This is a genomic window from Streptomyces sp. P17, from assembly GCF_032436805.1.
Lineage (GTDB): Bacteria > Actinomycetota > Actinomycetes > Streptomycetales > Streptomycetaceae > Streptomyces.
Genome location: NZ_JAVRBF010000096.1, coordinates 1 through 20,897, shown reverse-complemented (window position 1 = coordinate 20,897; position 20,897 = coordinate 1). Strand labels below are relative to the sequence as shown.

The window sequence follows — 20,897 nt, the reverse complement described above, 5'->3', positions numbered from 1 at the left end:
TGGGGTGGGCGTTGTCCCGGCGGCACGACTGCCCGCAGCTGTGTGGGGTGCGGGGCGGCCGCTGGTTGGGGTGGGCGTTGTCCCGGCGGCACGACTGCCCGCAGCTGTGTGGGGTGCGGGGCGGCCGCTGGTTGGGGTGGGCGCTGTCCCAGCGGCACGACCGCCCGCAGCCACGGCGGCCTCAACGGCATCGCTGCCCTCAGCTCCGTCGGCGTCCGTGCCCGGCGGCCGTACCACCCCGGCCAGATCCGCCAGCGCCCCCTCCGCCTCCGCCCCCGGTCCGCGGCCCGCCGACGCGATCAGGCCGCCCTCGGGGCCGTACAACCCCGCCCATCCCCCCACCCGCTGAGCCAGCTGCCGCAGCACCGAAGGCACCGGATCCGGCCGCGAAGCAGCCGCCGCCAGGCTCTGCTGGGCCTCCGTCACCCGGCGGAGTTCGGACAGGCGGGCCTGGGCCATCAGTTGCCAGACCGCTCTCGCCACTCCCGAGAACGTCGTCTGCGGGGGGACCTCCAGCAACGGGAGGTCGTACGACTCGCACGCCGCCACCAGGGCGCGCGGCACCGTGTCGTGGACCGGGGCCAGGCCGAAGCCCAGTGCCGCGCCGCCCGCCTCGACGATCCGGGAGACGTAGTCGTCGAAGTACGTGCCCGAGCCCGCCGCCTCCGGGATGTGGACTCCCGCCGTGAGCAGGAGCTCTCCGCCCAGCAGGTAGGGGTACGGGTCCGCCATCTCCGAGGTGTGGGCCCAGTGGATCACGAGGTCCGGGTCCGTCGGCCCGGCGATCTGGCGCAGGGAGAGGTCCTCGCGGGCCAGGAGCGCCGACAGCGCTACCGGTGGGGTGGGTGGGACGGACGGGTCCGGCATGGTGGGCGTTTCCTCCACTCCGTACGGCCTCAATGGATGAAACGTACACTTCGCAGTCGCTTTCCGGCCACCTAAGGTCGGTCCAGACCGGCAGCCGCGGGTACGGGCGGATGTCCCCGCGAACCGCTGCCGCGGTCCCCCGGTATCTGCACGACACGCCACCGACAGTGCGCGAAGGAGCCCCCATGGCCGTCGACTACACAGTGATCGTCGTCTATCTGGTCGGCATGCTGGCCATGGGCTGGTGGGGCATGCGCCGCGCCAAGTCCAAGAGTGAGTTCCTGGTGGCGGGCCGTCGTCTCGGTCCCGCCATGTACTCCGGGACCATGGCCGCGATCGTCCTCGGCGGCGCCTCCACCATCGGTGGCGTGGGGCTCGGCTACCAGTACGGGCTCTCCGGCGCCTGGATGGTCTTCACGATCGGCCTCGGGCTCCTCGCCCTGTCCGTCTTCTTCTCTGCCCGTATCGCCCGCCTCAAGGTCTACACGGTCTCCGAGATGCTCGATCTCCGCTACGGCGGCCGGGCGGGCGTGATCTCCGGCGTGGTCATGTGGGCGTACACCCTCATGCTCGCCGTCACCTCGACGATCGCCTACGCCACGATCTTCGACGTGCTCTTCGACATGAACCGCACGCTCGCGATCGTGCTCGGCGGTTCGATCGTCGTCGCGTACTCCACGCTCGGCGGCATGTGGTCCATCACGCTCACCGACATGGTGCAGTTCGTGGTGAAGACCATCGGTGTGCTCCTGCTGCTGCTCCCCATCGCCGTCGTCAAGGCCGGCGGGTTCGGTGAGATGAAGGCCCAGCTGCCCACCGAGTACTTCGACCCGCTGGGCATCGGCGGCGAGACGATCTTCACGTACGTGCTCATCTACACCTTCGGCATGCTGATCGGGCAGGACATCTGGCAGCGCGTCTTCACCGCGCGCAGCGACAGGACTGCCAAGTGGGGCGGCACGGTGGCCGGAACCTACTGCCTCGTCTACGCCCTCGCCGGTGCCGTCATCGGTACGGCCGCCAAGGTGCTCTACCCGAACCTGGCGAGCGCCGACGACGCCTTCGCCACCATCGTCAAGGACGAACTCCCGGTAGGCGTGCGGGGCTTGGTGCTCGCCGCGGCCCTGGCCGCCGTGATGTCGACCTCCTCCGGCGCGCTCATCGCCTGCGCCACCGTCGCCAACAACGACATCTGGTCGCGGCTGCGCGGCATGGTCAGGCCCGGGGGCGAGGAGCACGACGAGGTCAGGGGCAACCGCGTCTTCATCCTCATCATGGGTCTCGCGGTCATCGCCACGGCCATCGCGCTGAACAACGTCGTCGAGGCGCTGACCGTCGCGTACAACCTCCTCGTCGGCGGACTGCTCGTGCCGATCCTCGGCGGGCTGCTGTGGAAGCGCGGCACCGCGCAGGGCGCCCTCGCCTCGGTGGCCGTCGGCGGACTCGCGGTCGTGGGCCTGATGGCGACGTACGGAATCCTCGCCAACGAACCCGTCTACTACGGCCTGCTGTCTTCCCTCGCGGCCTACGTCGCCGTCTCCTTGATGACGAAGCCCACCGACGCCGCCGTCCTCGCCGCCTGGCGCGAGCGCCTCGCCGGGCGGGCCCCCGAACTCGTGTCCGAACCCGTCCCGGCTCACCAGTAGAGTCGTAGCAGATGTACATACGCGACGAAGCGTAGGAAAGAAGGCAGTTTTCCATGAGCAGCAACGAGACGCCCCGCGGCCCCGTCGACTCCTCGCGCATCCCGCGCTACGCCGGACCCGCGACCTTCGCCCGGCTGCCGCGCCTGGACGAGGTCGGCACCGCCGATGTCGCCGTGGTCGGCGTGCCCTTCGACTCGGGCGTCTCGTACCGGCCGGGCGCCCGTTTCGGCGGCAACGCCATCCGTGAGGCGTCCCGGCTGCTGCGCCCCTACAACCCGGCGCAGGACGCGTCCCCGTTCGCGCTGGCCCAGGTGGCGGACGGCGGCGACATCGCCGTGAACCCGTTCAACATCAACGAGGCCGTCGAGACGATCGAGGCCGCCGCCGACGACCTGCTCGGCACCGGCGCCCGGCTGATGACCCTCGGCGGCGACCACACCATCGCGCTGCCCCTGCTGCGGTCCGTCGCCAAGAAGCACGGCCCGGTCGCCCTGCTCCACTTCGACGCCCACCTCGACACCTGGGACACCTACTTCGGCGCCGAGTACACGCACGGCACGCCGTTCCGGCGCGCGGTGGAGGAGGGCATCCTCGACACCTCGGCGCTGTCGCACGTCGGCACGCGAGGCCCGCTGTACGGCAAGCAGGACCTCACCGACGACGAGAAGATGGGCTTCGGCATCGTCACCTCCTCCGACGTCTACCGCCGGGGCGCCGACGAGATCGCCGACCAGCTGCGCCAGCGCATCGGCGACCGCCCGCTCTACATCTCCATCGACATCGACTGCCTCGACCCGGCGCACGCGCCCGGCACCGGCACCCCCGAGGCGGGCGGCATGACCTCCCGCGAGCTGCTGGAGATCCTGCGCGGACTCGACTCCTGCAACCTCGTCTCGGCGGACGTCGTCGAGGTGGCGCCCGCGTACGATCACGCCGAGATCACGTCGGTGGCCGCGTCCCACACGGCGTACGAACTGACCACGATCATGTCCCGCCAGATTGCAGAGGCCCGCGCGAAGTGACTCACGACCACGACCTGGTACTCCGCCCCACCGCCGCCCAGACGGAGGCCGCGCTGAACCCTCCCCCCGGCCGCAACGGCGGAGACCTGGTCGTGGAGACGCTGGCCGGGCTCGGGGCGACGACCGTCTTCGGCCTCCCCGGCCAGCACGCCCTCGGCATGTTCGACGCGCTGCGCCGGTCCGATCTGCGGTACATCGGCCTGCGGGTGGAGAACAACGCCGGTTTCGCGGCGGACGCGTACGGCCGCATCACCGGTGAGGCGGCGCCCCTGCTGCTGTCGACCGGTCCGGGAGCGCTGACCTCGCTGGCCGCGCTCCAGGAGGCGGCCGCGGCCTCCGCGCCCGTGCTGGCGATCAGCAGCCAGGTCCCGACGGCGGGTCTGGGCGGCGGCCGCCACGGTTACCTCCACGAACTGCCCGACCAGGCGGCCTCGTTCCGGGGCGTGGTGAAGTCCGTCCACACCGTCCGCACCCCGTCGCAGATCCCGTCCGCGATCGAGGCGGCCTGGAAGTCGGCGCTGACCGTTCCGCACGGCCCGGTGTGGGTGGAGATCCCCCAGGACGTGCTGCTCGCCGAGACCTCGATCCCGGTGGTGACGGGCGGCGACGCCTTCCCCGACGAGCTGCCGCCGCGCCCTGAACTGACCGCCGTGGCAGCGGACTTGCTCTCCAAGGCGGCCCGTCCTGCGATCATCGCGGGCGGGGGGGTCGTACGGTCGGACGCCGGCGGCAAGTTGAAGCGGCTCGCCGAGCTGCTCCAGGCGCCGGTCGTCACGACCCCCGGCGGCAAGGGCGCCTTCCCGTGGACGCATCCGCTGTCCCTCCAGTCCTGGATCGAGGACCGGTACACGACCGACTTCCTGGAGGACGCGGACGTCCTGCTGGTGGTCGGTTCGGGACTCGGTGAACTCTCCTCGAACTACCACACGTTCAAGCCGCGGGGCCGGGTCGTCCAGATCGAGGCGGATCTCGGGAAGCTGGAGTCCAACCACCCGGCGCTCGGCATCCACGCGGACGCGCGGCTCGCGCTGCAGGCGCTGCTGGAGACGGTGTCGGAGCGTACGGACACTTCGGCGGCCGAGCGGGTACGGGACGTGTTGTCCCGCGTCAAGGAGCGCATCGCCTCCCAGGAACTCACCCTGGAACAAGAGGTGCTGGCGTCGGTCCGCAAGGCCCTGCCCGCCGACTCGCCGTCCTTCTGGGACATGACGATCCTGGCCTACTGGGCCTGGTCGGCCTTCGACGCCAAGGGCCCGAACCACATGCACTCCGCCCAGGGCGCCGGCGGCCTCGGCTACGGCTTCCCCGCGGCGCTGGGCGCGGCGGCGGCCGATCCGACCCGCCCGGTGCTGGCGGTGTCGGGCGACGGCGGTGCGCTGTACTCCATCGCGGAGCTGGCGACGGCGAGGCAGTACGACCTTCCGGTGACCTGGCTGATCGTCGACGACGGCGGCTACGGCATCCTGCGCGAGTACATGACGGACGCCTTCGGCCAGGCCACGGCGACCGAGCTGGCCCGCCCGGACTATGTGGCGCTGGCCGAGTCCTTCGGCGTCCCGGGGGTCCGTACGACCCCCGAGAGGCTGGAGTCCGACCTGGCCAAGGCGCTCGCGGCGGCCGGGCCCTCGGTGGTCGTACTCCCGGCGGTGCTGCGGATGTTCGCGCCGACGCACCTCGACAACTGACCTACCAGATCGCCTCGACCCACTCCGGGTGGTCGATGAACGGGTTCCGGTTGCCCTGGTAGTTGGTGTAGATGAGCTGGTTGCGGCGCTCCTCGAAGGCGTCCGGCGGGTCCTGGTCGTTCCAGGCCTTCAGCACCGAGAGGCGGCCGTGGTACGGCACGCCGCCGTTGGTGACGGTGTCGTTGGGCTCCAGGTCGGGCCAGGCGTCGTCGCCCTCGTAGCGGACGGCCATGTACAGGATCATGCGGGCCACGTCGCCCTTGACGGCGTCACGGGGCTCGAAGGAGTTCGAGTCGGTCAGGCTGCCACCGGAGTTGGTGAAGCTGCTGCCGCCGTTGTCGAAGTCCTTGTTGCCGCGGACGGAGTTGACCTGGACGTCCTCGGGGCGCATGTGGTGCAGGTCGGTGCCCGGGCCGGCCGAGGTGCCGAAGTCGCCGTGCGACTGCGCCCACACGTGCTCGCGGTTCCAGTTGCCGGTGCTGCCGCCGCTGAGGGACTTGCTGCGGGAGATGCCCGAGTACAGCAGCTTCACGTTGTTGCTGTTGTTCGGGTCCTGGTCGGTGACCTTCAGTGCCTCCCAGACGGCGGAGTACGACAGCTGGGTCTGGGTGCTGATGATCGTGTGCAGCGAACTCTTGAGGCTGGTGCCCGTCTTGCCGATCGCGTCCTTGTAGTACGTGCTGTCGTAGGCGGTCGTGGTGGCCGCGGCGGGGGTCGCGGTGAGGGCGGGGACGCTGAGGCCGACCAGGACGGTGGCGGTGGCGAGGGCCACCGACTTCCAGCGGCGTATGTGTGTCGCCAGCATGAGGGGGAGTCCCATCTACGCGGGTTGAATGGAGGCGGCACCTGGGAGAGTGACATGCACATGCGGCCATGTAAATGGATCCTGCGTGTCCATTGCGTGACCGGAAACGGCAAATCGGGCCCTGTCTACGCGAGTTGACGCGGAGGCGGGTAACGGCTCGTACAACCATTGCCCAACGCCTACAACCCACCCTCCCGTCCATGAGTCAACTGGGCATGACTCACCGCATATCCAGACGTGCCAGATGGGTGGCGGGCGGCGCGCTCGTCGCGTCCGTGGCCGCCGTCACACCCGCGAACGCCGCGACCCCGCCCGCCGTCAGCTGTACGTCCGCCAAGGCCGGGCTCGCCGAGAAGCTGAAGAAGGACATCACCGCCGCGCTGGCGACCCGTAACGGGACCGTCGCCGTCGGGGTCTACGACCGGTCCACCAAGACCACCTGCACCCTGCGGCCCTCCACCGCCTTCGACTCGGCCAGCGTGGTGAAGGTGACCGTCCTCGCCACCCTGCTGTGGGACGCGCAGAAGACCGGCCGGGCACTCACCAGCCGGGAGAAGTCCCTCGCCACGGCCATGATCACCAAGTCGGACAACGCCTCCACGACCACCTTGTGGCAGCAGCTCGGCGTCACCAAGGTGAAGAACTTCCTCGCCGCGGCGGGCATGACGCAGACCAAGCCGGGTGCCAACGGCTACTGGGGCCTGACCCAGATCACCGTCACCGACGAGCAGAAGCTGATGAAGCTGCTCACCGCGAAGAACACGGTGCTCACCGACGACTCCCGCTGGTACGTCCGCAAGCTGATGGGCGACGTGATCTCCTCCCAGCGCTGGGGCACGCCCTACGGAGCGCCCTCCGACGTCATCGTGCACGTCAAGAACGGCTGGCTGCAGCGGGCCACCAACGGCTGGCGGGTGCACAGCGTCGGCACCTTCAAGGGCGGCGGGCACGACTACATGATCACGGTGCTGACCCACGGCAACAGCACCATGAACTACGGCATCGCGACCATCCAGGGCGTCGCCAAGGTCGTCCACCGGGATCTCACCGCGAGTTGACGTCTGGCGGTCTCCCGCCCTTCACCGGCCCGCCCTACGGTGACCTCCATGCGCATGAGATCCGCACTCGCGACCGCCACCGCGGCGCTGGCGGCGGCCGCCTGTCTGACCGCCGCCGGTCCCTCCTACGCCAACGGCCCACAGAACAACGCCTGTTCGCCCACCGTCTCCATCGACCGCTTCTCCGACGCGCTCGACAAGACGACGTACCAGGGCACGTTCGTGGGCAACTTCTCCGCGCTCGCGGTGGGCCGGGACGGTTCGCTCGCGGCCGTGTCCGACCGTTCGGCGCTCTTCTCCCTGGACGCCGGCACGCTCGCCCCGCGCGGTGTGGTCGCGCTCGCCGACGAGAACGGCGCCGCCCTCGACTCCGAGGGCCTGGTCGTCGACCGGGACGGCACGCGGCTGATCAGCTCCGAGGGGGAACCGGCTGTCCGGCGCCACTCCGCGGACGGCCGGATCCTCGACCGGCTCCCGGTCCCCGACTCGCTCCGGGTCGCCCCTGCCGGGCGTGCCGTCTCCAACGGCACCTTCGAGGGGCTGACCTGGTTCCGCGGTGGACTGCTCGCCTCCATGGAGTACGCGCTCTCCGGAGACTCGGCAGGCATCGTCCGCTTCCAGACCTGGGACCGGCACAAGGGCGCCTTCGCACTCTCCGCCCAGTACGGCTACCGCGCCGACACCGGCCTCGGCATCCCGGAGGTCACCGCCCTCCCCGACGGCCGGCTCCTCGTCCTCGAACGCGGCTTCACCTCCGGCGTCGGCAACACGGTCCGCCTCTACCTGGCCGACCCACGCCGCGCCACGGACACCTCCGGCATCGAGAACCTCACCGGCCAGGACGGCGTACGGTTGATCAGGAAGGCACTGCTCGCCGACATCGCCGCCTGCCCGGACCTCGGCGCGACGGCGAAGCAGCCGCAGCCCAATCCGCTGCTCGACAACATCGAGGCGATGGCGGTCACCGGGCGCGCGCAGGGCCGCCTGAACGTCCTTCTGGCGAGCGACGACAACCAGAACTCCGTCCAGACGACCCGCTTCTACTACCTGCGGGTGCGCGTCTAGCGAGGCAGCGAGGCAGCGAGGCAGCGAGGCAGCGAGGCAGCGAGGCAGCGCGTCAGCCGGCCAGCGCCGCCACGCCCGCCCGCGCGAACTTCTCGTCCAGCGTGCCGGACGGCGCGCCCGCCACGCCGATGCCCGCGATCGGGGCGTTGTTCGCGGTGACCGGGACGCCGCCGCCCAGGAACAGGGTGCCCGGGATGTCCTTCAGGTTCGGGGTCTGCTCCAGGCGCCCCGCCAGTTCGGAGGTGGGGGCGTTCCAGGAGACCGCGGTGAAGGCCTTGCGGACAGCGGACTCGGGGGACTGCGGACCGGCGCCGTCGCCGCGCAGGGTGACCAGGGTGTTGCCGTTGCGGTCGACGACGGCGACGGAGACCCGCTGGTTCTCCTTCTTCGCGGCGTCCAGCACGGCCTCGGCGGCCTCGGTGGCGGCCGCGACCGACAGGTGCGTCGACGTGAACGTGTCCGACGACTTCACGGCGGCGGTCCTGGCCCGCGCCGCGGTCGGCGCCGAGGCGCTGGCGGAGACGGACCCGAAGGTACCGGCGGCCACGGCCGCGAGGACGACGCCACCGGTGGCGATACGGGCACGTCGCGAGAACTTCTTCATGGCTCAGCAACTCCTGGGATTCGGTGCGGGCGGATTGCGCTTCGGTATCCAGCCTGGGGCCGGATCCGGAGCCCACCCGTCGGCGTTCCGGCTGCTCACGGGGAGCGGGACGGTTGACGCGGGGGTCATCCGATCGGCTGACCCCGGGCCCGGCGGGGCGGGGCACACTGGAGGTGTTTGTCCAGTTCACCGGCGGGAAGGGAGGCCAGAGCGGCATGCGGAACCCCAGGCACGACAGCGGGGAGACACCCGGCGACCCCGACGCCCGTTGGCTCGCCGCCGTCATGCACGCGACCTTCTTCCTCCTCCTCGCCACCTCCATGGCCCGCTACATCCAGCGCCACGGCGACGAGCCCCGCGCCCCCTGGGTGATCGCGCTCTGGCGCTGGCGGCGAAGGTCGCGCCGGACGTCGTCCTGATGGACCTCCAGCTCGGCGCGGGTACCGACGGCGTGGAGACCACCCGCCGCCTGACCTCGCCGCCGTCCGGCGCCCCGATGACCGTCACCAGGACGGCTTCTCGTACTCGTCGACGGTCCCGTCGCCGTTGTCGCCCGTACGTGCGCGCGGAACTCGTCGGTCGTGCCCACCGGGCCGCCCGCCATCGCCTCGCACCCCTTGGCCAGCAGCGCGAACAGCGCCACGAGGACGACGGCGACGGTGATGAGCACGGTGCTCTTCTTCATGCCGATGATCAAAGCCGGGCCGGGGACCCGGGTGGCAGGGACCTGCTACTCAGGCGTACTGGGCGCTCATGCTCATCCGGGATGAAAATCGGGCCGGAACACGTTGGTGATGTCCGTGGACGATCACTCGGGGAGGCCGGACGTGGCAGCGCGGCAGGGATGGGCGCGGAGACTGTGGGGGTACGCCTGGCGCTACCCGAAGGACGTCGTCCTTGCCCTCGGGTCCTCCCTGGTCGGTATGGCCGTCATGGCGCTGGTGCCGTTGATCACCAAGGTGATCATCGATGACGTGATCGGCGACAAGAGCCGAGGCATGGCGATGTGGGCCGGGCTGCTCATCGCCTCGGCCGTGATCGTCTACGTGCTCACTTACGTCCGGCGCTACTACGGCGGCCGCCTCGCCCTCGACGTCCAGCACGATCTCCGCACCGAGATGTACGGGACCATCACCCGGCTCGACGGGCGGCGGCAGGACGAACTGTCCACCGGGCAGGTCGTCGGGCGGGCGACCAGTGATCTCCAGCTGATCCAGGGGCTGCTCTTCATGCTCCCGATGACCATCGGGAACTTCGCCCTGTTCGTCATATCCCTGGTCGTCATGGCCTGGCTGTCCCTGCCGCTGACCGCCGTCGCGCTCGCCGTCGCCCCCGCCCTGTGGTGGATCGCCAGGCGCAGCCGCACCAAGCTGCACCCCGCCACCTGGTACGCCCAGGCCCAGGCGGCGGCCGTCGCGGGCGTCGTCGACGGTGCCGTCAGCGGTGTCCGTGTGGTCAAGGGCTTCGGGCAGGAGGAGCAGGAGACCGGCAAGCTCAGGGACGTCAGCCGGCGGCTCTTCGCCGGACGGCTGCGCACCATCCGGTTCAACTCCAAGTACACCCCCGCGCTCCAGGCCGTCCCCGCCCTCGGCCAGGTCGCCATGCTCGCCCTCGGCGGCTGGCTCGCCGTACGCGGGCACATCACCCTCGGCACCTTCGTCGCCTTCTCGACCTATCTCGCCCAGCTCGTCGGCCCGGTCCGGATGCTCGCCATGGTCCTCACCGTCGGCCAGCAGGCCCGCGCCGGTACCGAGCGGGTGCTTGAGCTGATCGACACCGAGCCGTCCATGAAGGACGGCACCAAGGAACTCCCCGCCGACGCCCCGGCGACGGTCGAGTTCGACGACGTCTCCTTCGGCTACGAGGACGGCCGCCCGGTGCTGGACGGGCTCAGCTTCGAGATCCGCCCCGGCGAGACCCTCGCCGTCGTCGGCTCCTCGGGATCCGGCAAGTCGACCGTGTCCTTGTTGCTGCCCCGCTTCTACGACGTCACCCACGGCGCCGTCCTCATCGGCGGCCACGACGTCCGCGAGCTCACCCTCGATTCGCTCCGGGCCGCGATCGGGCTCGTCCCCGAGGACTCCTTCCTCTTCTCCGACACGGTCCGCGACAACATCGCCTACGGCCGCCCCGACGCCACCCAGGAACAGATCGAGCAGGCCGCCCGCGCCGCCCAGGCGGACCGTTTCATCGCCGGGCTGCCCGACGGCTACGACACCAAGGTCGGCGAACACGGCCTCACCCTCTCCGGCGGCCAGCGCCAGCGCGTCGCCCTCGCCCGCGCGATCCTCACCGACCCGCGCCTGCTGGTCCTCGACGACGCCACCTCCGCCGTGGACGCCCGCGTGGAACACGAGATCCACGAGGCCCTCGCCCAGGTCATGGAGGGCCGCACGACCCTTCTGATCGCCCACCGCCGCTCCACCCTGAACCTCGCCGACCGCATCGCCGTCCTCGACGGCGGCCGGCTCGCCGACCTCGGCACCCACGAGGAGCTCCAGGAGCGCTCGGCCCTGTACCGGCGGCTGCTCACCGACCCCGACGAGCTGGGCGGCGTCTCGCCAGGACACACCCCGCCCGCCGCACCGCAGGACGAGGACACCTCCGTACGGGCCGAACTGGACGCCGAGTTCGACGCCGAGAGCGGGGTCACGCCCCGGCTGTGGGCGGGCGAGCGCACCCCGCGCGACACCGCGATGGACGGCGCCCCGGCCACCCCGGAACTCCTCGCCCAGGTCGAGGCGCTGCCTCCGGCGACCGACGCCCCCGACGTCGACGAGGCCCAAGCCGTCACCCCGGAGGAGTCCTACGGCCTGCGCCGGCTGCTGCGCGGCTTCGGGCTGCCTCTGCTGGCCAGCCTTGCCCTGGTCGCCGTGGACGCGGGCACCGGCCTTCTCCTCCCCGTCCTGATCCGGCACGGCATCGACAGCGGAGTCTCCGAGCTCGCCCTCGGCGCGGTCTGGGCGGCCTCCCTGCTCGCGCTGCTCGCGGTGAGCGTGCAGTGGGCGGCGCAGGTCGGGGAGACCTTGATGACCGGGCGGACGGGGGAGAGGGTCCTCTATGCCCTCCGCCTGAAGATCTTCGCCCAGCTCCAGCGGCTCGGACTCGACTACTACGAGCGGGAGTTGACCGGCCGGATCATGACCCGGATGACGACGGACGTCGACGCCCTGTCGACCTTCCTCCAGACCGGTCTGGTCACCGCCTTCGTCTCGGTCGTCACCTTCTTCGGCATCATGGTCGCCCTGCTGGTGATCGACCTGGAGCTGGCGCTGGTCGTCTTCGCGACCCTGCCGCCGCTGATCGTCGCCACGTTCTTCTTCCGCCGGGCGAGCGTGAAGGCGTACGAACTGGCCCGTGAGCGGGTGTCGGTGGTCAACGCCGATCTCCAGGAGTCGGTTTCCGGCCTCCGGATCGTGCAGGCCTTCCGGCGCGAGCGGGACGGCGGCGCGCGGTTCGCGGAGCGCAGCGACAGCTACCGCCAGGCCCGCATCCGGGGCCAGTGGCTGATCTCGATCTACTTCCCCTTCGTCCAGTTCCTGTCGTCGGCGGCCGTGGCGGCGGTGCTGATCGTGGGCGCGGGCCGGATCGACGCGGCGACGCTGACGACCGGCGCGCTGGTGGCGTACCTGCTCTACATCGACCTGTTCTTCGCCCCGGTCCAGCAGCTCTCCCAGGTCTTCGACGGCTACCAGCAGGCGAGCGTCTCGCTCGGCCGCATCCAGGAGCTGCTCCAGGAGCCGACGTCCACGAAGTCGGCCGACGAGCCGCTCGATGTGCTCTCGCTGCGCGGGGAGATCGCCTTCGAGAACGTGCACTTCGCGTACGGCGGCGACGAAGAGGCCCTCAGCGAGGTCGACCTGCGCATCCCCGCGGGCCAGACGGTCGCCTTCGTCGGCGAGACGGGCGCGGGCAAGTCGACGCTCGTCAAGCTGGTCGCCCGCTTCTACGACCCGACCGGCGGCCGGGTCACCGTCGACGGCATGGATCTGCGCGCCCTGGACATGACGGCGTACCGGCACCGGCTCGGCGTCGTCCCGCAGGAGGCGTACCTCTTCCAGGGCACCGTCCGCGACGCCATCGCCTACGGCCGCCCCGAGGCGACGGACGCCGAGGTGGAGGCCGCCGCCCGTGCGGTGGGCGCCCACGAGATGATCGCGACGCTCGACGGCGGCTATCTGCACGAGGTCGCCGAGCGCGGCCGCAACCTCTCGGCGGGCCAGCGCCAGCTGATCGCGCTCGCCCGCGCCGAACTCGTCGACCCCGACATCCTGCTCCTCGACGAGGCCACGGCCGCCCTGGACCTGGCGACGGAGGCGCAGGTCAACCAGGCGACGGACCGCGTGGCAGGCCGCCGTACGACCCTGGTGGTCGCCCACCGCCTCACGACGGCCGCCCGCGCGGACCGGGTCGTGGTCATGGCCCACGGCCGGGTCGCCGAGGACGGCACCCACGACGAACTGCTGGCGCTCGGCGGACGGTACGCCGAACTGTGGCGGACTTTCGTCGGTGAACCGGTCGGCGCAGAGCTCGCGTGACGGTCGGCACGCAACCGTCCGGCGTACGCCTGGCGTCCGTACACCAGTACGCTCATCGCCGGGGTTCGGGGAGGACGACACAGTGGACAGTGGTGCGATACGCCGACGGCTGGGGGTCGGCCTTGCGGTGCTGACCGCGTCCGGGCTGCTGGCCGTCGCGGCGCCGGGGGAGGCGCAGGCCGCCGGGATGTCGTGTCCGGGGCGCAAGGTCCGGACGGTGCCGTTCTCCACGGGGTCCGTGCAGGTCTACCGGAGCGGGGGCACGGTGTGCGCCTTCACCGTCGCCAAGAACCCGGGACCGAGGCGGACGATGGCGGTCAGTGTGCAGGCGCGCGGCCACCGTCCGGTCCCCTACCAGGGCAAGCACCGGCGCAAGACGCTGACGGTGTCGGTGTACGCGGGGCACAGGTGTGTGAAGGTGACGGGCCGGGTGGGCGGCGGATCGGTCGCGTCGGGCTGGATCCTGTGCTGACTGAGCTGGATCCTGTGCTGACTGAATAATCCTGCTGCTTCTTCCCGCCGATTCTTCCTGTGACCGGTTTTGTTTCGGTAACTCCTCTGGTGTGAGCGTCAGTTGCTCCGATAGCTTCCGGGCGCACATCTGACTCACAGGGGAGGGTGCATGCGCAAGGCGCTCAGATGGCTGCTGGCGCTCACGGTGCTCATAGGCACGTTGAGCACGGCAGGGGCGGCCACCGCCGCCCAGCCGGAGGCCACCACCGACATCAAGGACCGGCTGCTCTCGATACCGGGCATGAGCCTGGTCGAGGAGAAGCCGTACACCGGCTACCGGTTCTTCGTCCTCAACTACACCCAGCCGGTCGACCACCGGCAGCCGTCCAAGGGCACGTTCCAGCAGCGGATCACCGTGCTGCACAAGGGCGTCAGCCGGCCGACGGTCTTCTACACCGGCGGCTACAACGTCTCCACGACCCCGAGCCGGCGCGAGCCGACGCAGATCGTGGACGGCAACCAGATCTCCATGGAGTACCGCTACTTCACGCCGTCCCGGCCGGCCCCGGCCGACTGGACGAAGCTGGACATCTGGCAGGCGGCGAGCGACCAGCACCGTATCTTCAAGGCGCTCAAGCCGATCTATGACAAGAAGTGGCTGTCGACGGGTGGCTCGAAGGGCGGCATGACCGCCACGTACTACGAGCGCTTCTACCCGCGCGACATGGACGGCGTCGTGGCCTACGTCGCCCCCAACGACGTGGTGAACAAGGAGGACTCGGCGTACGACGAGTTCTTCGCCACCGTCGGCACCAAGGAGTGCCGGGACCGCCTGAACGGGGTCCAGCGCGAGGCGCTGGTGCGCCGGGAGCCGCTGGAGCAGCGGTACGCGGCGTACGCGGCCGAGAACGGCTACACGTTCAACACGGTGGGCAGCCTGGACAAGGCGTACGAGGCGACGGTGCTCGACTACGTCTGGGGCTTCTGGCAGTACAGCCTGCTCTCGGACTGCGGCACGATTCCCGCGGACGCGAAGAACGCTACGGACGAGGAGATCTGGACCTCGATCGACACGATCGCGGGCTTCTCCTTCTACACGGACCAGGGCCTGGAGCCGTACACGCCGTACTACTACCAGGCGGGCACCCAGCTCGGCGCCCCGACGATCGTCTTCCCGCACATCGAGAAGCGGTACATCCGCTACGGCTACCTGCCGCCGCGGTACTTCGTGCCACGCTCGATCCCGATGACGTTCCAGTCGAACGCCATGCGCGACGTGGACAACTGGGTCCGCCACAACGCCAGGCAGATGCTTTTCGTCTACGGCGAGAACGACCCCTGGGGCGCGGAACCCTTCCGCCTCGGCAAGAGCGCGCGTGACTCGTACGTCTTCACGGCACCGGGCGCGAACCACGGCGCGCGGGTAGCGGGCCTGGTGGATTCCGAGAAGGCCCTCGCGACGGCGAAGATCCTGGAGTGGGCGGGCGTCGCCTCGGCCACGGTCCAGGCGAACCCGTCTTCGGCGAAGCCGCTGGCGAGGTTCGACGCGAAGCTCGACAAGCGGGGGGTGGAGCGGACGTTGCGTCCGTGACACAGCCTGACAACCATGACGGCGGACCCACCAGCGGGTCCGCCGTCATGGCGTCAGCTGGCCCAGTGGGAGTATCGGGTCGGCTTCGGAGCGGTCTGCGCAGCTGTGAGCGCGGGCACATGGAGGTTGCCGGTCAGCGGCGTGTCGTGACCGCACCAGGTCCCCAACTGCACCTGCCAGCCGCCCGCCTCCATCGACCATTCCGCGTCGGAGAGCTTCACAGGGACGTCGCTGCCGCAGATGAGCGACCGGTTGGCCTGGGTGACGATCCAGCCAGCCTTGCCTGACTGGGGCATGCGCGCCGTGCAACGGCCTATCGCCCCCGCGAGCGGGACAGGGCCGGCATCGTCGAACTCGACACACCCAAGCTCAGGTCCGGCAGCTACTCCTGCACTGGCTTCTCAAACGCCGACGGCGGGCCGAGCGACCCTCATCCTGGTGGCGGCCACCGCGTTCCCGCCTGTGGTGTCCAGCCGTACGCCATGCGTGATGTCGGCAGCTGGGTCTGCCTCACACCGGCCGGGCGCAGCCCACCGGGCGGTCGCCGCCCAGTTGGACGTACAGGGCCGTCGACGGCGGGCATTCGGCTCGCTTCGCCACCGCCTTGACCACCTTGTACTGCGGCTTCTTCGCCGCCTTGCCGTCGCAGGACGTCTCTCGGACCTGGCGGCCGCCCGAGTCGTAGACGCAGTCGCCGACGATCGTGCGGGGGCCGCCTCCGCCGCCCGGGTCGCCGGGGTGGGGTGGGGTGAGGTTGCGCATGCAGGCGTAGCCCTGGGGGACCGCGCCGTCGCCGTCCTCGTCCGAGGGGCTCTGCTCGCTGATGTGCAGGACGAAGTCCGTGGTGGCCGGGCACGGGGGGCCGTCGTCCACCGCGCCGTCGTGGCGGGCCACCACCCGTGCCGCCGCCCGTTCCCCGCCGCACGGCACCTCGGTGAAGCTGGTCGTCCCGAAGGAACTGCACTCGTCGACCCCGAGGAACACCGTGCCGTAGCCGGACGGGCGGGGCTGCGTCGGTGACGCCGACTCGGCCTCGCCCAGGCGTGCCTCCTTCTCCGGCGCACCGTCCGACTGGCACCCCGTCATCCACAGCACGGCCGCCAGCACCGCCGCCCCCACAGCCCAACTCTCGCGCATCGCATCCCCCTGCCCCAGCGTGGCCCGCCGCAGCGGGCGCACGCCAGACGTACGGGGTGCTTTGGGCCCAATGGGGGTGGTGCGCCGGGGGCGTGGCGTACCGGCGCTACGCCGGGTACGACAGCCCGTGCCCGACCGGATACAGCACCCGGCCCGGATCGTCCGCCCGCTGCACCGGCACCGGAAGCCGACCGCTCGGCGCCACCGCACCCGCGATCACCCGTGCCGCCGCCCGCAGTTCGACATCGGTCCAGGAGTACGACGCCACATAACCCCGGACGGCCGGGAGGTGAGCCACGTCGTACGGGTTGCGGATCGCCACCGCCACCACCGGCTTGCCGGTCGCCAGGAGTTGCGCCACCAGGTTCTTCTGCGCGCTCGTCGCCGTCACGTTGTACGTCCCCACGACCACCGCGTCCGCGTCCTGCGCCGCCGCCACCGCTCGCGCGATCGTTGCCGCCGAGGGGGCCGTGCCCGTGGACAGGGGCGTCGCCGTGAAGCCGAGTTCGGTGAATGCCGTGGCGAGGACGCCCGTCGGGGGGCCCGTGGTGCCGGACGGGGACGCGGGGTCGGCGCCCACCACCAGGAGCTTGGGCACCTCGGCCGGGGACAGCGGGAGCAGGCCCCCCTCGTTCACCAGCAGGGTTGTGGTCCGATCGGCGATACGGTCCGCCGCCGCCAGGTGGGAGGGGATCCCGACCGTGCGGTCGACGCCGCGGTGGCCGACGTACGGGTCGCCGAAGAGCCCCAGCTTCGCCTTCAGCCGCAGCACCCGCAGGATCGACTCGTCGAGCCGGGCCTCGGTCAGCTCGCCGTCCTGTACCGCCTTCAGTACGGCGTTCCAGGCGACGGCCAGGTTCGGTGGGTTCAGCAACTGGTCGACGCCCGCCTTCAGCGCCAGCACCGGGACCCGGTCGTCGCCGTACTTCGTGCGGACGCCCTCCATGCCCAGCGAGTCGGTGACCACGACCCCGTCGTAGCCCAGCTCCTCGCGCAGGATGCCGGTCAGGATCGGGCGGGAGAGGGTGGCCGGGTCGCCGGAGTCGTCGAGCGCCGGGACCATGATGTGCGCGGTCATGACCGAGTCGATGCCCGCCTCGATCGCCGCCCGGAACGGGGGCGCGTCGAGCTCGTCCCACTGTGCGCGGGTGTGGGTGATGACCGGGAAGCCGTAGTGGCTGTCGACGGCCGTGTCGCCGTGCCCGGGGAAGTGCTTGGCCGTCGCCGCGACCGAGGAGTGCTGGTAGCCGACGACCTCTGCGGCGACCAGCCGGGACACCGCGTCCGGGTCGGAGCCGAAGGAGCGCACGCCGATGACCGGGTTGGCCGGGTTGACGTTCACATCGGCGACGGGCGCGTAGTCCTGCCGGATGCCGAGGGCGCGCAGTTCCTTTCCGGCGATCCGGCCGAGGGTGCGGGCGTCGGCGCGCGAGCCGCTCGCGCCGATGGCCATCGCGCCCGGGAAGAGGGTGGCGGGCCTGCCCACGCGGGCGACTATGCCGTGCTCCTGGTCGGTGGAGACCAGGACCGGGAGTCCGCGCGGGAGGTCCAGGGACGCCTTCTGGATGCCGTTGGACAGGTCGGCGATCTGGTGCGGATCACGGGTGTTGTGCGCCCAGGCGAAGTAGATGATGCCGCCCACGCGGTACTTGGCGATCAGCTCGGCGGCCGTGCGGACGCCGATCTCCTTGAGGTTGGCGTCGATGTCGGCCTGGTCGGGGGCGGTGGCGGAGTGGCCGTAGACCCGCATCACGAAGAGCTGGCCGACCTTCTCCTCAAGCGTCATACGGGAGATGAGGGAGCGGAGCTTCTTGTCGTCCGCGTATGCGGTCCCGCCCATGGCGAGGGTTGCGGCGACTCCCGCGGTGGCGGCGAGGACGGTGCGTCTGGAGGGCAACGTGCGCTCCTTCCGGAGGTGATCCGCTGAAGGGACTTCAGAGGGGTTCCGCTGAAAGAAACTTCCGAGGAGTCACCAATATCCGGGAAGTTTCTGCCAGTCAAGGGAGTGCACAGTAACGCGGCAAAGGGCGCGGGCCCGGGAATGGGGGTCCGCCATCGGCGCTGTTGGAGGGGGGCGCGCCGATGGCGGAGTGGCTGTCGGCCGCGGCGCGGCGGAGAGGGTGGGTCAGCGTTCGCAGCCAGCAGCGAGGCCGACACCGCACCGTGGTGACTCTCCGACAGCTCGCGTGTTGGACGAGCGGGGGCGGGGGCGGGTTCCCGTCGCGGCGTGGATTTCCCGAAGTTGGGGCGCCGGTGCCGGACGGGACGACTGTGGCGCCGTCAGCTCGCCTTCGCCGGGCCGGAGGTGTCCACGGCCAGGGACACCGCGAGCCCCCCGAGCACCGTGCCCATCACATAGCGCTGCACCCTCAGCCAGCCCGGACGGCGGGCGAGGAACACGGCGATGGTCCCGGCCGCCAGCACGATGGAGAGGTTGACCGTGACGGCGACCACGATCTGCACCGAGCCCAGCAGCAGGCCCTGGAGCAGCACATGGCCCGCCTCCAGATCGATGAACTGGGGGATCAGGGACAGGTACATGATGGCGATCTTAGGGTTGAGCAGATTCGTCACCAGGCCCATGGTGAAGAGGCGGCGTGGTGAGTCCGGCGGTATGTCCTTCGGCGCGAACACCGAGATCCCGCCCGGCTTCAGCGCGCTCCAGGCGAGCAGGCCGAGGTAGCAGGCGCCGGCCAGCTTCACGGCGACGTACAGCTCGGGCACCGCGAGGAAGACGACCGACAGGCCGAGGTTCGCGGCCGTCAGATAGACGAGGAAGCCGACCGCGACTCCGCCGAGGGAGATCACTCCGGCGCGTCTGCCCTGGGTGATGCTGCGGGAGACGAGATACAGCATGTTCGGGCCCGGGGTGAGCACCATGCCGAGGGCGATGACGAACACACCGAGGGCCCCGCTCGGATCGACCATGACCACTCCCCGTTCGCAGACCCGCAAAGGCAATGCACCGAGCATAGGAAGCCGTATTGCCTCGGCGCAATGGCGATATTGCCCTCGGTGCAATCCTGTGGTTGGGTGGGAGACCACCGGAGGGAAGTGATCGTGCGGGACTACCGGAGCGTCGCCGACCAGGTGGCGGCGGAGATCAGATCGGGCGCGCTCAAGCCGGGCGACCGGCTTCCCCCGCAGCGTGCCTTCGCCCGCCGCTACGGCATCGCCAACTCCACCGCCACCCGCGTCTACCAGGAACTCGGCCGCCGCGGCCTGACCGTCGGCGAGGTCGGCCGCGGCACCTTCGTCCGTGCCGCCGCCCCCACCGACCCGCCCGCCCTCGGCGAACCCGCGGGCAGCCGGATCGACCTGGAGTTCACCTACCCGGTCGTGCCCGAGCAGTCCGCGCTCCTCGCGGGCAGCCTGGAGGGCCTGCTGCGCACCGACGTCCTCCAGGAGGCGCTGCGCCCGGTCGGCCCCGCCGGTGATCCGGCCGTACGGGAGGCGGCCGCCGATCTGCTCACCCGGGGCGGCTGGCGCCCCGACCCGGCGCGGGTGCTGTTCGCCGGGAACGGCCGCCAGGCGCTCTCCGCCGTGTTCGCCGCCCTGGTCCCGCCGGGCGCCCGGCTCGGCGTCGAGGAGCTGACGTACCCCGTGGTCAGGGCCATCGCGGGGCGGCTCGGCATCACCCTCGTCCCGCTCGCCATGGACGACGACGGACTCGTCCCGGATTCCGTGGAGGAGGCCCACCGAACAGGACCCCTGCACGCCGTCTACGCCCAGCCCGTTCTGCACAACCCGCTGTCCCTCACCATGCCCGCACCCCGCGCGGAACGGCTGGCCGAGGTCCTCGGACGCCTGGACCTCCCCCTGATCGAGGACACGATCTGGGCCTTCCTGCACGACGAACTGCCCCCGCTGGCCGCCCTGGTGCCGGAGCGGACGGTTCTCGTCGACAGTCTCTCCAAGCGCCTCGCCCCCGGCCTCTCCCTCGGTTTCGTCGTGGCCCCCGCGCCCCTGCTCGGCGACCTCGCCGCCGCCCTGCGCTCCGGCGGCTGGACCGCCCAGCACTTCAACCTGGAGGCCGCCGCCCGCTGGCAGCGCGAGGGCGTCGTACGACGGCTGGTGCGGGCCAAGCAGAAGGACGCGGCCGTACGCCAGGAGCTCGCGGCCCGGCATCTGTCCGGGTTCTCCCTGCGCACGGACCCGCGCTCCTACCACTGCTGGTGGCGCCTGCCGAAGCAATGGCGCGCCGACACCTTCGTCGCCGCGGCCGCGCGCTACGGCATCGGCGTCCCGCCCGCCGCGGCGTTCACGGTCGGCGACGCCCACGCCCCGAACGCGATCCGCCTGGGCCTCGCAACACCGCGCCCGGAGAAACTCGCCTCGGCCCTGGCCACCCTGGCCGGACTGGCCCGCTCGATGCCGGAGGACATGGCCACGGACTGAGGCGTACAGCATCAGCCGCAGCGGAGGC

16 protein-coding genes and 1 pseudogene are annotated in these 20,897 nt (G+C 70.9%); 10 read left to right on the top strand and 7 right to left on the bottom strand.

The window, feature by feature from the left end; genetic code table 11:
• Positions 1-867: PucR family transcriptional regulator ligand-binding domain-containing protein (locus RMT89_RS37250; protein WP_315888194.1), on the bottom strand; the 867-nt coding region annotated here is incomplete at its 3' end.
• A 185-nt stretch (positions 868-1,052) separates the two neighbouring features.
• Between RMT89_RS37250 and RMT89_RS37245 the strand changes: the two genes are divergently transcribed.
• The 3 genes from RMT89_RS37245 to RMT89_RS37235 are packed head-to-tail and all read left to right on the top strand — an operon-like array spanning position 1,053 to position 5,220.
• Complete coding sequence (locus tag RMT89_RS37245; RefSeq protein ID WP_315888193.1) at positions 1,053-2,513, top strand: sodium:solute symporter; 1,461 nt, start codon at positions 1,053-1,055, stop codon at positions 2,511-2,513.
• 53 nt (positions 2,514-2,566) lie between these two features.
• Positions 2,567-3,535, top strand: coding sequence for an agmatinase (gene speB / locus RMT89_RS37240; protein WP_315888192.1), 969 nt, complete (start codon positions 2,567-2,569; stop codon positions 3,533-3,535).
• Complete coding sequence (locus RMT89_RS37235) at positions 3,532-5,220, top strand: thiamine pyrophosphate-binding protein (RefSeq protein ID WP_315888191.1); 1,689 nt, start codon at positions 3,532-3,534, stop codon at positions 5,218-5,220. Before speB ends, RMT89_RS37235 begins: the two co-directional genes overlap by 4 nt.
• Position 5,221: 1 nt before the next feature.
• Here the strand turns inward: RMT89_RS37235 and RMT89_RS37230 are convergent, their stop codons facing one another.
• On the bottom strand, positions 5,222-6,025 hold the full coding sequence (locus RMT89_RS37230) for an endonuclease (RefSeq protein WP_315888196.1): 804 nt from the start codon (positions 6,023-6,025) through the stop codon (positions 5,222-5,224).
• Positions 6,026-6,240: 215 nt separating this feature from the next.
• Here RMT89_RS37230 and RMT89_RS37225 point away from each other — a divergent pair, with 215 nt between their 5' ends.
• Positions 6,241-7,083, top strand: coding sequence for a serine hydrolase (locus tag RMT89_RS37225; protein WP_315888190.1), 843 nt, complete (start codon positions 6,241-6,243; stop codon positions 7,081-7,083).
• 48 nt (positions 7,084-7,131) lie between these two features.
• Complete coding sequence (locus RMT89_RS37220) at positions 7,132-8,148, top strand: esterase-like activity of phytase family protein (RefSeq protein WP_315888189.1); 1,017 nt, start codon at positions 7,132-7,134, stop codon at positions 8,146-8,148.
• A 52-nt stretch (positions 8,149-8,200) separates the two neighbouring features.
• Here RMT89_RS37220 and RMT89_RS37215 read toward each other — a convergent pair whose 3' ends face one another.
• Positions 8,201-8,752 carry a heme-binding protein gene (locus tag RMT89_RS37215; RefSeq protein ID WP_315888188.1) on the bottom strand — a complete coding sequence of 184 codons (552 nt, stop codon included), beginning with the start codon at positions 8,750-8,752 and terminating at the stop codon, positions 8,201-8,203.
• A 367-nt stretch (positions 8,753-9,119) separates the two neighbouring features.
• Between RMT89_RS37215 and RMT89_RS37210 the strand changes: the two are divergent.
• The 4 genes and pseudogenes from RMT89_RS37210 to RMT89_RS37195 all read left to right on the top strand — a co-directional run.
• Positions 9,120-9,245 (top strand): annotated as a pseudogene (locus tag RMT89_RS37210) (DNA-binding response regulator); the annotation flags it as partial.
• A gap of 301 nt (positions 9,246-9,546) precedes the next feature.
• Entirely contained in the window at positions 9,547-13,290 is a 3,744-nt protein-coding gene (locus RMT89_RS37205; protein WP_399498677.1) for an ABC transporter ATP-binding protein, read from the top strand.
• Positions 13,291-13,372: 82 nt separating this feature from the next.
• The gene (locus RMT89_RS37200) at positions 13,373-13,762 is read left to right on the top strand and encodes a hypothetical protein (RefSeq protein ID WP_315888186.1); all 390 of its coding nucleotides are present in this window, start codon (positions 13,373-13,375) and stop codon (positions 13,760-13,762) included.
• Positions 13,763-13,912: 150 nt separating this feature from the next.
• Positions 13,913-15,334: a S28 family serine protease gene (locus RMT89_RS37195; RefSeq protein ID WP_315888185.1), complete on the top strand. Its 1,422-nt coding sequence runs from the start codon at positions 13,913-13,915 to the stop codon at positions 15,332-15,334.
• A 53-nt stretch (positions 15,335-15,387) separates the two neighbouring features.
• On the opposite strand, the gene RMT89_RS37190 is transcribed toward RMT89_RS37195, so the two are convergent.
• The 4 genes from RMT89_RS37190 to RMT89_RS37175 all read right to left on the bottom strand — a co-directional run bounded on the left by RMT89_RS37190 (position 15,388) and on the right by RMT89_RS37175 (position 19,399).
• The gene (locus RMT89_RS37190) at positions 15,388-15,630 is read right to left on the bottom strand and encodes a hypothetical protein (protein WP_315888184.1); all 243 of its coding nucleotides are present in this window, start codon (positions 15,628-15,630) and stop codon (positions 15,388-15,390) included.
• Between the two features lie 214 nt (positions 15,631-15,844).
• Positions 15,845-16,471 carry a hypothetical protein gene (locus tag RMT89_RS37185; protein ID WP_315888183.1) on the bottom strand — a complete coding sequence of 209 codons (627 nt, stop codon included), beginning with the start codon at positions 16,469-16,471 and terminating at the stop codon, positions 15,845-15,847.
• Positions 16,472-16,577: 106 nt separating this feature from the next.
• On the bottom strand, positions 16,578-18,311 hold the full coding sequence (locus tag RMT89_RS37180) for a glycoside hydrolase family 3 protein (RefSeq protein ID WP_315888195.1): 1,734 nt from the start codon (positions 18,309-18,311) through the stop codon (positions 16,578-16,580).
• 440 nt (positions 18,312-18,751) lie between these two features.
• Positions 18,752-19,399: a LysE family translocator gene (locus RMT89_RS37175; RefSeq protein ID WP_315888182.1), complete on the bottom strand. Its 648-nt coding sequence runs from the start codon at positions 19,397-19,399 to the stop codon at positions 18,752-18,754.
• A gap of 132 nt (positions 19,400-19,531) precedes the next feature.
• On the opposite strand from RMT89_RS37175, the gene RMT89_RS37170 reads away from it, so the two are divergent.
• Positions 19,532-20,869 (top strand): PLP-dependent aminotransferase family protein, encoded by a 1,338-nt coding sequence (locus RMT89_RS37170; RefSeq protein ID WP_315888181.1) that lies wholly within the window; start codon positions 19,532-19,534, stop codon positions 20,867-20,869.
• Positions 20,870-20,897: the final 28 nt, after the last annotated feature.